Origin of the sequence: Flavobacterium sp. GT3R68 (assembly GCF_007109225.1) — a bacterium.
GTDB lineage: Bacteria > Bacteroidota > Bacteroidia > Flavobacteriales > Flavobacteriaceae > Flavobacterium.
This window is the reverse complement of the sequence record NZ_VJZK01000003.1, coordinates 278,425-294,495: the sequence shown is the minus strand read 5'-3', so window position 1 is coordinate 294,495 and position 16,071 is coordinate 278,425. Positions and strand designations below refer to the sequence as shown.

9 protein-coding genes are annotated in these 16,071 nt (G+C 35.6%); 3 read left to right on the top strand and 6 right to left on the bottom strand.

The window, feature by feature from the left end; translation table 11 throughout:
- Positions 1-134 precede the first annotated feature (134 nt).
- The gene (locus tag FNW07_RS07740; RefSeq protein WP_126742919.1) at positions 135-2,339 is read left to right on the top strand and encodes an ATP-binding protein; all 2,205 of its coding nucleotides are present in this window, start codon (positions 135-137) and stop codon (positions 2,337-2,339) included.
- 41 nt (positions 2,340-2,380) lie between these two features.
- Here FNW07_RS07740 and FNW07_RS07735 read toward each other — a convergent pair whose 3' ends face one another.
- The 3 genes from FNW07_RS07735 to FNW07_RS07725 all read right to left on the bottom strand — a co-directional run bounded on the left by FNW07_RS07735 (position 2,381) and on the right by FNW07_RS07725 (position 5,376).
- Entirely contained in the window at positions 2,381-2,833 is a 453-nt protein-coding gene (locus tag FNW07_RS07735) for an Hsp20/alpha crystallin family protein (RefSeq protein ID WP_126742918.1), read from the bottom strand.
- Positions 2,834-2,969: 136 nt separating this feature from the next.
- Positions 2,970-4,220, bottom strand: a complete 1,251-nt coding sequence (locus tag FNW07_RS07730; RefSeq protein ID WP_126742917.1) for a DEAD/DEAH box helicase — start codon at positions 4,218-4,220, stop codon at positions 2,970-2,972.
- Between the two features lie 112 nt (positions 4,221-4,332).
- A complete protein-coding gene (locus FNW07_RS07725; RefSeq protein WP_126742916.1) occupies positions 4,333-5,376 on the bottom strand; it encodes a formimidoylglutamase in 1,044 nt (347 codons plus the stop codon).
- Between the two features lie 90 nt (positions 5,377-5,466).
- On the opposite strand from FNW07_RS07725, the gene FNW07_RS07720 reads away from it, so the two are divergent.
- On the top strand, positions 5,467-6,351 hold the full coding sequence (locus tag FNW07_RS07720) for a hypothetical protein (RefSeq protein WP_126742915.1): 885 nt from the start codon (positions 5,467-5,469) through the stop codon (positions 6,349-6,351).
- Positions 6,352-6,421: 70 nt separating this feature from the next.
- Here FNW07_RS07720 and hutI read toward each other — a convergent pair whose 3' ends face one another.
- Positions 6,422-7,660, bottom strand: a complete 1,239-nt coding sequence (gene hutI / locus FNW07_RS07715) for an imidazolonepropionase (RefSeq protein WP_126742914.1) — start codon at positions 7,658-7,660, stop codon at positions 6,422-6,424.
- Between the two features lie 156 nt (positions 7,661-7,816).
- Here hutI and corA point away from each other — a divergent pair, with 156 nt between their 5' ends.
- Positions 7,817-8,887 carry a magnesium/cobalt transporter CorA gene (corA, locus tag FNW07_RS07710; protein ID WP_126742913.1) on the top strand — a complete coding sequence of 357 codons (1,071 nt, stop codon included), beginning with the start codon at positions 7,817-7,819 and terminating at the stop codon, positions 8,885-8,887.
- Here the strand turns inward: corA and FNW07_RS07705 are convergent.
- On the bottom strand, positions 8,884-9,729 hold the full coding sequence (locus tag FNW07_RS07705) for a neutral zinc metallopeptidase (protein WP_126742912.1): 846 nt from the start codon (positions 9,727-9,729) through the stop codon (positions 8,884-8,886). The genes corA and FNW07_RS07705 overlap by 4 nt on opposite strands.
- Before the next feature lie 42 nt (positions 9,730-9,771).
- A complete protein-coding gene (locus tag FNW07_RS07700; protein WP_126742911.1) occupies positions 9,772-15,924 on the bottom strand; it encodes a PAS domain S-box protein in 6,153 nt (2,050 codons plus the stop codon).
- Positions 15,925-16,071 lie beyond the last annotated feature (147 nt).

The following is a 16,071-nucleotide window of genomic DNA, read 5'->3' as shown; positions in this document are numbered from 1 at the left end:
TTGTTTTTACGTGGATTGTTGTTATTGCTGATAATAATCTCACTATCACTTCTTTCATAAAAAAATATAAGAAAATAGCGTTCATTATTCAAAAGGTTTATTACATTAGTAATCTCTAAAATTTTACTGTCAAAATGCTTCAACGCCTGTTATTTTTATTTGTATTATTAGCTTTTCAGCTGGCTTCCGGCCAATCCGAAAAGGTAACAAGTTCAGATATTAATGATATGATTGTAAAAGCGAGTGATTATCTCCGCAAATTAGAATGCGACCAATCATTACGTCTTGCCAGAAAAGCGTTGGACGAAGCCCATAAGATCAATGACAATAAACTCATGGCGCGGTCGTATAATCTCATTGCGCTGAATTTTGAAGAGTTTTCGGATTATAACAAAGCCATCAGTTTTTATAACAAAGGTGTGAAAAGTGCTAATGCTGCTTCGGATAATTTCCTGATTTATGCCCTCAATAACAATCTTGGAAATGTCTACTACTATCGTAAAATCAGTTATAAAAAAGGGATAGAATATTACGAGACAGCCTTATCATATGCCTTAAAGCTTAATGATAATACGCAGGTGATGTTTATCAATTTAAATATTGCGAGTGCGTATTTTTTAATGGATAATTATGATGGTGGGTTACCATATCTGAGAAATGCCGAGCCGATTGTAAAAAAGACAGATGATCTGGAAGCCAATATTTCGTTATATTCTCTATACGGTTTGTATTACACCCATACCAATGAATTTGACAAGGCTGAAACAGCATTAAAAACGGCTCTTGACTACACTGAAAAAGACATCCCAAAATTATTGGAAGCCAATGCAGCAGATGTCTATGATTATCTGGCTAAATTATATGCAAAGACCAAACAATTTGATAAAGCGTATTATTACTCCGATAAGTTCAGTGAACTGGCGACCAAATATTATAATGAAGAACGTACCAAGGCTGTAAAAGTCGCCGGTTTAAGTGTGGAACTGGAAGAATATAAACGACAGGTTGATAAGATTGAATCCGAGAAATACATTCAGAACAAAAACATAAAACAGTCCAAAATTGTCGTAATCCTGTTTATTATCGTATTTCTGATTTTACTTCTATTATTATACACGCTGTATAAAAATAACAGGTTCAGAAAGAAAATAAATTTAGAATTGACAGCCGCTAACCAGGAGCTGAAATTTGCAAAGGAAAAAGCTGAAGAAGCTTCTCTGCTTAAAACCCAATTTGTATCTACTATAAGCCACGAATTGCGTACTCCGTTATATGGAGTGGTAGGCATTACTAATATGATATTGGATGAACACAAAGAGCTGATCAACAGTCCATACATCAATTCTCTCAAATTTTCAGCGAAATACCTGTTGTCACTGGTGAACGATATTTTACAAATCAATAAAATCGAGGAGAATAAAATTATATTGGAAAACCTGACTTTCAATATTACAGATGAAATCAATACGGTGTTGAGTTCACTGCAGTTTATTGCCAATAAGAATAAAAATAAACTGAAATGCGAAATCGATTCGGCAATACCTGAGTTTTTAATTGGGGATAAACTTCGACTTTCACAGATATTGATGAATTTGATCAGTAATGCACTAAAATTTACCAAAAAAGGAAAAGTAACAGTCACCGCAGATTTGATAAGGGTTGAAAATAAAATGAATTATATTCAGTTCCAGATAAAGGATAATGGAATTGGAATTGCGAAGGACGATCAGGCTAAAATTTTCGAGAAATTTGTTCAGATAGAACGTAAAGAAGACGACTATCAGGGCACTGGTTTGGGGTTGGCTATTGTACAACGGCTTATTGAATTGTTTGGCAGTAAAATTTCACTTGACAGTAGAGAAGGTGAGGGCACCACCTTTACTTTCACCATTGGTTTTATAGTCGATATCGTAAAATCCAATAAGATTATCAGTGATTTTGAAGTGGATTTGACTTCCAGCCAGATTTTCAGAGTATTAGTCGTGGAAGATAATAAGATCAATCAGATGGTAACCAAAAAGATACTGGAAGGCAATAATTTTAAATGTCAGGTTGTGGATGATGGACTTATTGCCTTAAAATTACTCAAGAAAGAAACGTTTGACGTTATCCTGATGGACCTGAATATGCCGGTAATTAATGGTTTTGACAGCGCCAAAAAGATACGGGAATTAGGTATTACTACTCCTATAGTTGCACTAACGGCGTTTGCCAAAGAAGAAGTGATCGAAGAGGTAATTGCCTCCGGAATGAACGATATAATTATCAAACCATTTGAACCGGTCAAGTTGTTCCAGGTGATTAGTAATCAGATTAATAAAAACAAAAACACCGACTAATGTCAGTGTTTCTTTTTAAAATTTATTCCTTAAAGGAATACTTATTTCATCAAAATCGTCTTAGGTGATTTCTTTTTGTCGATTAGTTTTTTGGCTACCACTACATGTAAGATACCGTCAATATAGTTGGCATCTATTTTATTCTCATCAATGGATTCAGGAAGAAAAAATGATCTGTAAAAGGAGCGGTAATTGAACTCTTTACGAACATAATTATCTTTTTTTCTGTTTTCCTCTTTCTCTTCTTCTCTTTCAGATGAAATGATAAGCATGTTGTTGTCAATTTCCACCTTAAAATCTTCTTTTTTCATTCCCGGAACGGCCATCTCAATTTCTAAAGAATTATCGGTTTCCTTTAAATTTACTGATGGTAAATTCGCACCAACTGCGGCAAAATTTTTATCAGCCCAATCAAAAATATCTTTTGAAAAAAAGTCTTCAATCAGAGTATTTACTGGAGAGGACAGCCCGTTTCTTTTAAGAAGTGTTTCCATAATACTTTGAATTAAATTGATTAAAACTTACTATAAAAGTAGTGAAATCAGTATAAAATCTCCGTCAACAGATTCTTAAAAAAATGAAATTAAATGTGTTAAAAATGTAAATTATTAACCAAATCTAAAGGTCAAGTTAGTACCAACGCTTTTTATTGGCTTTTGAAGTAGGGGATTTCCTTGATTTATGGGCGCCCGCACTACGATTGGAGTTTTTAGGTTTTGCCTCTCCATCGGGGGAACCACCTGCATGCCAAGGATAAGGATGATCCGAAATTGTCTTCACATCCACCTTAATGAGTTTTTGAATGTCTTTCCAATATTGATGCTCGTCTTTACTGCAAAAAGAAATCGCAATTCCTCCGTTTCCGGCGCGACCTGTACGGCCAATACGGTGTACATAGGTTTCAGGAATATTAGGAAGATCAAAATTGATTACATACGGTAATTGGTCAATATCGATTCCACGTGCGGCAATATCGGTGGCAACCAAAACACCAACCTCTTTATTTTTAAAGGCATCCAAAACCCGTTGTCTCGCATTTTGGGATTTATCTCCATGGATGGCTTCAGCAGCAATATCGTGTTTTCGCAGGGCTTTAACCACGTTATCCGCTCCATGTTTTGTTCTGGAGAATACCAAAACATCCGACAGGTTTTCGTTTTTAATCAGGTGATATAATAAATTTCTCTTCTCTGTTTTTTCGACAAAATAAAGATGCTGTTCCACATTTTCTGCAGTAGAAGAAATTGGTGACACTGTTACGGTTGCTGGATCTGTAAGGAACATTTCGGCTAATTCCCTGATGGCAATGGGCATGGTGGCAGAAAAGAATAATGTCTGTCTGTTTTTTGGTGTAAGCTTAACGATTTTCTTCACATCATTGACAAACCCCATATCCAGCATCTGATCCGCTTCATCAAGAACCAGAACATGCAGATGATCGATATCGATAAAACCTTGTTTGTGCAAATCTAATAATCGGCCTGGAGTAGCTACTAAAATATCCACCCCTTTTTTTAATGTTTCCACCTGTGGTACCTGAGAAACGCCGCCAAAAATGGTCAGTTGTGTCAAGTTGGTATATTTACCATACGTATCGAAACTTTGTCCGATCTGTACCGCTAATTCTCTTGTAGGAGTTATTATTAACGCACGGATTTGCTTCGCTTTTTTAGAGGAGCCGACAATTCGGTGCAATTGATGAATAATAGGGATAGCAAATGCGCCGGTTTTCCCTGTTCCTGTTTGCGCGCAGCCAATCAAATCCTGACCCGCCAGAACGATTGGAATAGCTTTTTCCTGAATTGGAGTTGCTGAAAGGTAGCCTTCTTCAAATACGGCTTTTTGTATACTTTTTGAAAGTGATAAATCTTCGAATAACATAAATTGGGAATTAAGTATCTCGTGTTTTACACAAAATATTTTTGCAAAGATAGTCTTAATTAATTTATATCGATTTAATGATGGTTTTGAGGGGCTTATTTAGCGAAAAAACTTAAACGGGTACAACTACAAAATTGGCCTTCATGAAATCCGTCACCAGATAGCCTATTAATTTTCCAATCAAATGGTTGTTCTGCTCTTCACTCAGATCCGGGGCTCCTTCACAGATGTGAATATATGCCGCTTTTTGGTTTTGGGCGAAATGATAGACAAACTGACGTAGTTCCTCCACTGAAAAACCACTTGTAGTCATGGCACTGCTGGCGATGTTAGGGATGGCATCCAGATCGATTTCAATTCCGTAAAAATCATCGGCAACAAATTCGTCAGCCTTTTCTATTTCTGCGTCAAAAGACTTTTGCTTCCTGATTTTAATCTCGTCATAAGTGTTAAACCGGACGCGGTCTTCAATTTTTTTCAGGGAATCCAATACACTTTTCGAAGTATAGTTTTCGTGGAGTCCAAAGATGAAATATTTTTTCAAAAAGCCTTCCTCATACGCATAAGAAAATCCATTGCCACTATGTCGTCCTTCCAGAATCCTGAAATCCGAGTGGGCATCAAAGTTAATAGCGTTAATCGGTTTTCCCTTTGCCAAGGCAGTTCCTTTTATATTTCCGTACGAATTATTATGTCCGCCACCTATAACTATAGGGATTTTGCCGGCTTTTACGATATTGAAAATGATATGAGAAACATCCTTATCAATCTGGTCGACCAATAAATTCAGTTTTTTACGGTCATTGTTATCATTGAAGTCAAAATTTTGCACGGTCGCCATTGCTTCGGTAACATCCAAATGACCCAACACCAATAATTGGTTGCCTTTGCAAAATCTATTGTGCTGGATATTGGCGATACTTTTAATAGCACTATTCCAGGCCGAGGCCGCTCCGGGTCTACCATAATTTGCCCGAACACCAATATCTTCGGGGATACCGAACAAAACATACTTGGCCTCGCAATTATGCAGAAATGAAATGATATCAGCATCTTTAGGAATGGTAAACATTTTTTCTCCAAACTTAATCTCTCCGCATCGATAGTTGGTAACTTTTGCCAGATCATTAATTGTAAATGGGATAAGCTTTTCCATGAAAAATTGTTTTACCAAAAATAATATAATTATAGAAATTTTCGTTATAACAAAGGAATTATTATTATTTTAGTAAAAAATTTAAACCATATGGAAAATCAAAAAAGCAATTCAAGTCTAAAAGCAATTATTATTGTATTAGCACTTCTTCTAGCAGGAAGTTTAGTATATATTTATAAAGTGACTTCTGATGCCAATACCACTCAACTAACTTTAGATAGCACAAAGATTGAGAAAGCAAATGTGATGAAAGATTTGGAAGCACTAAAGTCTACCTATGATGCTGCCATTGCAGAAAACACATCCATGTCTGATGAATTAATAGCAGAAAGAGAAAAAGTGGTTATGCTGATGGCTGATTTGCAAAAATCAAAAGGTGATGCCGCCTCGATGGCTAAATACAAATCCCAATTTTTTGCATTGCAGACCAAAATGAAAGGTTTGGTGCAGGAAAATGATTTGCTAAAGAAACAAAATACAACTTTAACTACAGAGCGAGACAGTACAGTTGTTGTATTAGGCGAAGCGAAAAAATACAACGAAGTTTTAGTGGGACAAAACGAAGAACTTGCTAAAACGGTTGAAAAAGGTTCTAAACTGAGTGTTTTAAATTTAAAAACAGCAGCTTACAAGATAAGAAGTTCCGGAAAACAGATTGAAACCGAAAAAGCCGGACGTGCTGATGTATTAAAAATCAGTTTTACGATAGCTGAAAATGCAATAGCAAAATCGGAAGACAAAACGTACTATGTTCAGGTGATTGATAGTAAAAATAACGTTTTGGGTGATAAGAAAACCGAATCTTTCGGAGATAAGAGTTTGACTTATAGCTTTATTACAACTGTGAAATATGAAAACAAATCGGTTCAGGTAACTCAGGACTTGCCAGGTAAAGATTTTGCCAAAGGAACTTATTTTGTGAATATATTTGATAAAAGCGAGTTGATTTCAAAAACGAGCTTCACATTAAAATAGTCTTTAAATTCTACTATATAAAAAAGGATTCGTGTAATGCGAATCCTTTTTTATTTAATATCATTAAGCTTTACAGAATTACTTCTCCTTCAATAATTACCGAATGAATTAAGTTGCTTCCAAACGCATAGGGCAATTGATAAAAAGAGCTAACTGGTTTTGTTATAATTAAATTGGCTCTTTTACCTCGAGTAATACTTCCATGTGATTCTGAAAGTCCCATCGCATAGGCACCATTGATTGTAGCGGCGTTAATGGCTTCTTCCGGGGTCATTTTCATTTTGATACAAGCAGTTGCAACCACAAAATTCATATTTCCTGATGGAGTGGAGCCGGGGTTATAATCAGTTGCTAATGCAAGAGGCAGTCCCGCGGAAATCATCTCTCGGGCAGGAGTATAGGGAATACTCAAAAAATAAGAACACGATGGTAACGCTACCGGCATTGTATTGGTGTTTTTCAGCACTTCAAAGTCTTCGGAATTCATTACCTCCAGATGATCTACCGAAAGCGCTTGGTATTTTACTGCTGCGGCAATTCCACCAATCGCATTGAATTGGTTGACATGGATTTTAGGTATTAATCCAAAAGAAGTACCTGCCTGCATGATGCGCTCCGTTTCTTCAACAGAAAAATAACCTTTTTCACAAAAAGCATCGATATATTCTGCCAAATGTTCTTCCGCTATTTGAGGAAGCATTTCATTGACTATTAAATCAATATAGGCCTTATGATTGTCTTTATATTCGGTTGGGAATGCATGAGCGCCGAGAAAAGTAGCCTTGATAGCAACAGGATAGTTGGCTTTCAGTTTTTTAATTACCCGAAGCATTTTCAGTTCTCCTTCAACAGAAAGTCCATAACCGGATTTAATTTCAATTGCACCAGTTCCCAGTTTCATTACTTCCTCCAATCGTGTTTTGGATTGATTGTAAATTGCTTCTTCCGAACTTTCATTCAATTTTTTAGCAGAATTCAAAATTCCACCCCCACGATTAGCAATTTCTTCATACGAAAGGCCATTGATACGATCTACAAATTCTTGTTCGCGATTCCCCGCATAAACGATGTGCGTATGACTGTCGCACCATGTGGGAAGCACTATTTTCCCTGTAGCATCAATGATTTTATCCGGACTGATTTCAGGACAATTTTGCATAGTTCCAAAATCAGCAATTGAATTATCTTCAATCAGTAAATAAGCATTTTTTATCGAAGGCAATTCGGCCATTTCTTTTCCTGACACTTTGGAAACGGAAGTATCCCGAATTTGAAGCAATTCTTTAATATTGGAGATTAAAATTTTCATACGTAGATAATATTTGTTTTTTAAAGGAATATGGAATTCGCATACCACCATTAGTTTTACTTTAAAAATCTTTTATGCTCATTTCATGTAATGATTTTGTGTAAAAATAGTTTGAAAAAAAGAATAATTCTTAAATTTAGACAAAATTAGATTTTTGTGAGAAAAATAAAATATAAAAAAGGACGAAAAGTTCAACCAGCAGCACTTGAATATACTGGTATTCATAAGAATAAAAGTACCGAATTGCAGTTGTTTGTCTATGACGATGAGGATTTAACTGAGTTTGAACATTTCGGGGTAGATAATCTACGCGGATCTATTGATCTAAATAAAGTAAATTGGCTAAATGTCCATGGTTTAAATGATATAGCGGTCATAAAGTCGATCGGTTCTTTTTTAGGGTCGGATAATTTCATATTAGCGGATATTTTAAATACCACCAGACGAACAAAAATAGAAGAACTTCATGATATTTTATTTTTTAATATAAAATCAATACTTCCAGCCGAAAATTCAGATAATATTTCGGTAGAGCAAATAAGCTTTTTAATCAAAGACGGAATTTTAGTATCCTTCCAGGAAAAAAGAAGTGAGTTTTTTGCCCATATACGCGAAAGAATCCGCACACATTCCGGTATTGTCCGAACAAAAAAGGCTGATTATTTATTATTTTTATTGCTTGATGCGGTAATGGAAAATTTTTACATCACCATTGAAGCTGAGGAAGACAAAGTTGAGGAGCTTATCAGTCTTTCAAAAAAGAGCACTAATCCGTCAGTTTTGGAACAAATCGAAAAACATCGCGATACTTTTAATTTTCTGAAACGGTCTATTGTGCCTTTACGTGATTCTTTGTATTCCATAAAAAGCATCAAGGACGATAATGTCTTTATGTCGATTGAATCTGAGAATTTTAGTTTTTTTGTCCGATTGTATCAGAAAAGTCTGGAATTATTGGATCAAATTGAAGATGATATGGAAACTCTCGAAAGCGCTTCCAGTTTCTTTTTTTCTTCCCAAAATCACAAGATGAACGAAATCATGAAAACGCTCACCATAGTGTCGGCGATATTCATTCCGTTGACATTTATCGTTGGAGTCTATGGGATGAACTTTGACAATATGCCCGAATTGCGTAGTGAAAACGGCTATTATGTGGTTTTAAGCATCATGTTATTTATCGTGATTGCGATGATTTATTATTTCAAAAGACGTCGTTGGTTCTAAAGTTCGTTAAAAGTATCACCTAATTTGATATCACCGGATTTGAAGCCACGGGAAAACCAGTATTTTCTCTGTTCAGAAGTTCCGTGAGTGAAAGAATCGGGAACCACCTGGCCCTGTGTTCTGGATTGAATTGCATCATCTCCGACCGCATTTGCAGCACTGAGCGCTTCCTCAATATCACCTTCCTCGAGCATTGCATTTTTCTTTTCGTTGTAATGTGTCCAAAGTCCGGCGTAAAAATCAGCTTGCAATTCCAAAGCTACCGATAATTTATTGGCTTGTGTTCCGCCTACATTTTGCTGCATTTCCCGAACTTTCGCGGAAGTGCCTAATAAGGTTTGGACATGGTGTCCGATTTCGTGTGCAATGACATAAGCAATGGCAAAATCGCCTCCTTCTGCTCCGAAACGGCTTTTCAATTCATCGAAAAATGCCAAATCCATATACACTTTTTGGTCTTCGGGACAATAAAAAGGTCCGGAAGCAGATGAAGCTCCCCCGCAACCCGTTTCAATGGAACTACGGAATAAAACTAACTTTGGTTCCTGATAGGTCATGCCATTTTCCTGAAAAATTTTAGACCATACTTCTTCAGTATCAGCCTGAATGACACTTACAAATTTTCCCATTTCTTCATCTTGTGCACTTAGTGGAGCTCCTGTAGATTCGGTTTGGCCACCTTGCTGAAGCTGGTCCAGGATTTGCGATGAATCGCCGCCCATAAATATATTGAGTAACAAAACAATTATTCCGATGGCACCACCGCCAAGCGCTATTTTACCGCCAGAAGAAGTTCTGCGGTCCTCCATATTACTACTTTCTCTTCGTCCTAGCCATCTCATAATTTTGATTTTTAAAGGTTAATGATTATTGGTTAACGTATTTTAATGATTAAGCCATTTGTGAATCGTTGTTATTAACGTTTCCTGAACTATAGGTTTTGTGATGTAATCATTCATACCAGCTTCGAGGCATTTTTCTTTTTCTCCTACTATTGTGCCCGCAGTTAGTGCGATAATAGGAGTTTCTTTGCACGCATCAATTTTACGTATTTCCTGTGTTGCTTCATATCCGTTCATCATAGGCATTTGAACATCCATCAAAATCAGGGTGGGATTAATGTTCTCGCAGAACTCTACCGCTTCTGTGCCATTGTAGGATTCATGAATAATTGCATTTGGTATATTTTTTTTGATGATTGTTTTTGCCAGAAGCAAATTGATTTTGTTGTCTTCAACGATTAAAATAACAGGCTCGTTTGTGCTAAAGTTAATGCTATCCGGAAATAAAATAACTTCTTTGTTTTCGATAGCGATTTCGCCATTTTCAGTTTTAAACTGCACCTCAAAATAAAAAGTACTGCCCACTTTTAATTGGCTCTCAAGTTGGAGCTTGCTATGCATCAACGCTAATATTTTATTAGAAATGGTCAAGCCAAGACCTGTTCCTCCAAATATCCTGGTAGTGGAATTGTCTTCCTGTGAAAATGCATCAAAAATCTTGGATTGGCTTTCGGGTTTAATTCCAATACCGGTATCGCGTACTGAAAAACGGAGTTTACTTTGATTGTTTTTTAATTTCGAAATGAGTTCGATTTTTAATTCTATTTCCCCAACAGTTGTGAATTTAATTGCATTTGCCAGAAGATTTATCAGAATCTGTTTTAAGCGGAAGGAATCGGTCCAGATGTACGTATCGATATCAGGATCGATTGTAAGTTTCATCTGGATATTTTTCTGATGAGCCTCATATTTGATTATATCAATGACCTGATTGCAAATTTGGGCAATATTATTTCTTTTAACTTCCAATTCTAATTTTCCGGATTCAATTTTAGAAAAATCCAGGATGTCATTAATGATTTCCATTAACGTGTTCGCAGACTGATTGACGGTGGTCATATACTGAATCTGGTTACTATCCAGTGTCGTTTTCATCAGTAAATCGGTAAATCCGATGATTCCGTTTAAGGGAGTTCTGATTTCGTGGCTCATATTGGCAAGAAATTCAGATTTTGCCCTATTGGCCGCTTCAGCATACTCACGCGCTTTTATGGCAGATTCTGCTTCTTTTTTCTCTGTGATGTCAACCAGTATTCCTTCGATATATGCTATTTCATTATCTTTTAATATGGCACCTCCAAATTCTTCAATCCATACCATTTCGCCAGATTTTTTTATAATACGGTATGATATATGAAAAGGCTCGCCTTCCAACAAGCTCTGTTTTGATTCAGAAATTACTGTGGCAAGATCATCAGGATGGATTAAGTCCGAGTAATTGATTTTTTTATCTAAGAAATCCTCTTTTGAATAACCTGTTAAGGATTCTATCTCATCGTTGATATATATTTTGGTCCATGATTCATCATACTCTGAAAGATACACCGCACCAGGAATGTTATTTACCAATAATTTAAATTTCTCCTCACTTTCATTGATAATCGACTCATTTATATTTCTTTCTATGGCTAAAGCTATATTGTTAATCAACGATTGCAAAATAGTTATTTCATCTTCAGACCAGATTCGGTCGCGAGTAGAATCGTCAAAAACGATAAAGCCATAAAAATTGTTTTTAACAAAAATTGGTAATGCTAATATGGATTTAACACCGAGTCCAGTCAGAATGTTTCGAATAATTTCGCTCTCGATTTTCTCGATGATTTTTTTAAAGGGTTTCTTCTTCAATAATTTTAACAGCACATCCTGGATGTAACTGTGCGGGATATTTTGCAGGTTGCTATTAGGTTGTACAAGCGATAACGATTCTTTCAGCCATCTGTATTTCTGGTTTACAGTTTCCGCTTTGGCATCATTTTCAAAGAATGATATTTTGTCCACCTGAATTACTTTACCGATGGAATGGAGCGTTTTTTCAAAAATTTCGGCCGTGTTTTTACTAATAAGGATTCTTTCGGTGTTTTCATTAATAACAGAAAGGATTTCATTTTTATAGGCAAGACGCTCTTCGGCTTCTTTTCTTTTTCGTGCCTCTATAGCAAGAGCAATAATCTCAGTAATTGATTTGGCGAAATTGATATCGGTTTCATCCCAATTATATATTTCTTTAGTTTGCTCAAAACAAATGACCCCTTTTAATCTCCCGTTGACAAAAATAGGGGAGTCCAGTAGGGATTTAATATCGTGTTGCGGCATATACGATTCACAAAACTCAATGGTTTCGTGGCAGGTATAAACATCAGGAACTATGATTTGACTTTCTTTTTCAATTGCTTCAAAATAGATGGGAAAATCTTTTCGATCTAAAATAATGTTGTTTGAATGCTGATCGATTGCCAATTCATATAAATTATAACAAACAATCCGTTCAGGATAATATTTCCAAAAGCTCACTCTGTCTATGCCGGCTCCCTTTGCGGCACTTTTGGTAATGACCTGGATACTTTGATGCAGATTTTCACTATTTAAATAATTGATGGTGTTGAGTTTATTGATGACGGAATTGTATTTGGCAATTTTTTGCTGTCTGTTATATTCCTTGTGCTCAATATTTTTCATGAATGTAATATCTCTGGCAATCACTGAATATCCGGTTATCCTTCGATTTTCATTTCGATTGATGGAGACTTTTTGCGAAATCCAGATTTCTTCCCCGTTTTTTTTGATGATTGGAAATTCCATTATGGGAAAATCATCCATTTCATAGGTTGGTTTGGCATAGAACTCGGTGACCTTTTCCAAATAATCTTCCCTGATAAATTGAATGAAACGGCTTTTATAAATTTCATCGAGGGTATAGCCTGTAATTTTTTCAGTATTCTGATTAATGAAAATATAATTACCATATTTATCAATTTCATAGATGATATCCGTGGCAGATTCTACCAGATTTTCGTATAATTTCTGAATATGGATTTGTTCTGTTACATCTTGTCCATTACGCACAAATAAATTGTCAGTATACTTTTGGTCAATCCACTGAATGTATTTGTAATTGCCGTTTTTACATTTTAATTTTCGGATATATACTTTATTATCCATAAAATTATGATGGTATTCTTTATCAATCAGTTCTTCGTCTTCGGTTAATTTCCAGAAACGTAAACCCATCACTTCTTCGGGTTTATAGCCTAAAATATTGGTAACGGTTTCACTGCAGAAAGTCAGTTCACCTTTGCTGTTTGTAGCAATAATTAATGAACTTCCCTTGTTTACTATATTATTGGCAAATAAATATTTGTCCTTTGTATTGAGTATTGCAATATGTCTGGCATGATTTATAATCGCGGTGATGATACAGGCATTAAATAAAAGGATGGTATAATGAACCGGAATGATATTGTACACGAACATATATATCAAAAAGGAGATTATGAATCCTGCAAAGGCCCAGTAATATCGAACTACACGGAATACATTATAGGAGAAAAAGAACATAATCAAAAATTCCAACAGCATGATAATTTCAAACGGCTGAGTCAGCAGTTTGTGCATGATGTAAATCGTATATATCAAAAAGACAGATATAAATATGGCGGGCAGGTGTTTTTTGAAAAATCGGATTTTTTCACTTAAGAAATAAAGAAGAATCAGGGCGAGCCCGAAACTTAAATTGATGTATAACTCACTCTTACTGCGAATTTTAAACAATTCCACTATGATTTCCAGAATTGGGATGATAATTCCTAAAAACAGTAGGTACAGGCGATATTGCTCCGTGATACTTTGGATATCCGAATAATTTTTTACAAATTCCTTATTATAATGTGATGCTCTATTGAATATTATTAAAAAGAATACGGTAAGAAATGCTAAAACCGTAACGATAAACCACCATCTGAAATAAATGGGGGTGGCTATTATAAAACAATACTCACTCTCGTCATTAATATCATGTCCCAGATTATCGACCAGTTTTACTTTAAATTTGTACTTGCCATGATTCAGGTTTGAATAAGTAATGTCTTTCTGAGTTGTAGGACTGGACCATTTTTCATCAACTCCATCCAATTTGTAAGAGTAGAGCGCATTGCCGCTGAGCGGACTGTTAATCATCGTATATTCAAATGTCAGTTGATTTTCGTCATTGCTGAAAACATGATTATCATTGGGAATGTTGAACCATTTATTTTCAGATTTGGCGGTTTTCCATTTTTTGTCCTGGTTGAAAATTTTGATATTATTAATAGCAATCTTCGGATGCTGTTCGACTTTTTGTCCGTAGCTTGGAAGATATTGGAATAATCCCCTAGCCGTACCAAAAAAAATATCGCCGTCATCATCAATAAATTGTGCTCGCATATTCGTTTCTAACCCCTTAAAGCCGTTTTTTGAGTTGAAATTTTTAATCGCGGTAATCTCACCATTTTTGTTAATCTTAACTTTATCAATCCCTAAATTGGTTCCTATCAACAGGTTGCCATTTTTATCGCTAATGAGTGTATAGACTAACATGGAGGTCAAGCCATTCTTCTTGCCATATTTGAGGATTTTATTATTTTTGGTAAGCACATAAATATTTTCATATCCAGCAAACCACCAGTTTCCGAAACTATCTTTTGCAGAAATTGAAATGGCATCAGCGATGATTTTTTTTGAAAAAGAAAATTCATTAGGAGCAGTTTCAGTAAGGATAAATAACCCATTTATAGTCCCAATATACCATTGATGATCATTGATTTCATCAATAGAGTTTACAGTTGCAGCGCCAATTTCATTACTGATTTTCAGTATATTTTTCTGGAATTTAAAATTTTTATCATAAACTAACAGACCATTGTTTTGAGTTCCTATAAAATATCTGTTTTTCTTATCCTGGATCAACGCAACAATTGCTCCTTTACTGGAATACAAGGGTCGTAAATCATAATTCACAGCTTGACTATTTTTAAGAACTGTAAGACCGGTTGGACTGTCAAAGACAATATCTCCTTCATTATTTTTAATTATAACCCGGGCGCCCCGATTATTGAGATAGGTTTTCTTTAGAATGTATCCGCCATCCTCATTTTCCTCAAATTGGTACAGACCCTGACGAAGCATTCCGATGTACAGACGGTCTTTGTCAGAGTAAATAGAAAATATATAAGGGGATTTCAGTCCTGGCGTATTGCCATAATTAAAAAATTGCTGCCGACCCGTTTTATACAATCCCTTTCCGGAAGTTCCAATATAAAGGTCCTTCGCTTTATCCTGAAAGAAACAGGAAATGTTTTCGCCAATGAAACCATTTTCAGCGTTTAAAAATGAAGTGTAGTCACCACTGTATTGACAAATACCATCATTATCGCTTCCCAGCCAGATACTGCCGCTTTTACCAACAAATATTTGTTTTATAGAAAACTTTTGGCCATCGGGAAGTTTAATTTCCTTAAGAAAAAATGGCCGCCCTTGTTTTAATTTGTAGACCATGCCCGCACTATTTCCCAGCAGGATTTCTCCTTTGGAATTGGTAGTCAGGCACACATAAGCCGGAAATCTATCGGCATGAATACGCTTGACCATTTTGTCTTCAACATGAAACAATCCATTATTGGCAGCAATAATCAAATTTGAATTACTGTCCAAAGCCACACTTGTTACAACATCGTATGCCCGGTTATTATCGGCAATTTTTTCCGAAGTACCATTATCATTGATGAAAACAATTTCGTTTTTGCTGATGCAGTAAACTCCTCTTGCAGATTTTAAAAGTTTGTAGTGGGTATTGGATGTGAAGTACCGATTGCTGGAATTTATATCCTGACGGAAAGAAGCCCCATCAAATAAATACAATCCATTATATTTGGTGGTAATCAGCAGTTTTTTATCTGCATTTTCAATAATATCAGTCACAAAAATGCCTTTGAAACCCCTGCTGTCGTCGTAGGTTTCAAAATTACTCCCATCATAGCGTACTAACCCAGCCCCATCCGTCCCAATCCAAATTAAGTTCCGACTGTCTTGTGCAATACAATTTATGACAGACGAAGGCAATCCGTTTTCCTGGTTAATGGATTGGAAATCATAGACCTGACCTGTTGCTATGAATGAAAAAAAGAATAACAAAAACACCAATTTGTTTCGTAACAACATTGAATAACAAATTATTTGGTTATTGGGCTCGATTCAAATAAAACAATGTGATTTGATAATTAAACAGTTTAAGCGAATATTACTATAAATTTAATAAATTAACAAATAGCATTGGTGGTTTGTCAGTAATATTTAGAATATTTATTC

What these genes read in the sequence shown, in the direction of transcription:
- FNW07_RS07720 (WP_126742915.1), top strand. Translation starts at nt 5,467, where the DNA reads ATGGAAAATCAAAAAAGCAATTCAAGTCTAAAAGCAATTATTATTGTA.
- FNW07_RS07730 (WP_126742917.1), bottom strand. Translation starts at nt 4,220, where the DNA reads ATGTTATTCGAAGATTTATCACTTTCAAAAAGTATACAAAAAGCCGTA.
- FNW07_RS07725 (WP_126742916.1), bottom strand. Translation starts at nt 5,376, where the DNA reads ATGGAAAAGCTTATCCCATTTACAATTAATGATCTGGCAAAAGTTACC.
- FNW07_RS07700 (WP_126742911.1), bottom strand. Translation starts at nt 15,924, where the DNA reads ATGTTGTTACGAAACAAATTGGTGTTTTTGTTATTCTTTTTTTCATTC.
- FNW07_RS07735 (WP_126742918.1), bottom strand. Translation starts at nt 2,833, where the DNA reads ATGGAAACACTTCTTAAAAGAAACGGGCTGTCCTCTCCAGTAAATACT.
- FNW07_RS07705 (WP_126742912.1), bottom strand. Translation starts at nt 9,729, where the DNA reads ATGAGATGGCTAGGACGAAGAGAAAGTAGTAATATGGAGGACCGCAGA.
- hutI (WP_126742914.1), bottom strand. Translation starts at nt 7,660, where the DNA reads ATGAAAATTTTAATCTCCAATATTAAAGAATTGCTTCAAATTCGGGAT.
- FNW07_RS07740 (WP_126742919.1), top strand. Translation starts at nt 135, where the DNA reads ATGCTTCAACGCCTGTTATTTTTATTTGTATTATTAGCTTTTCAGCTG.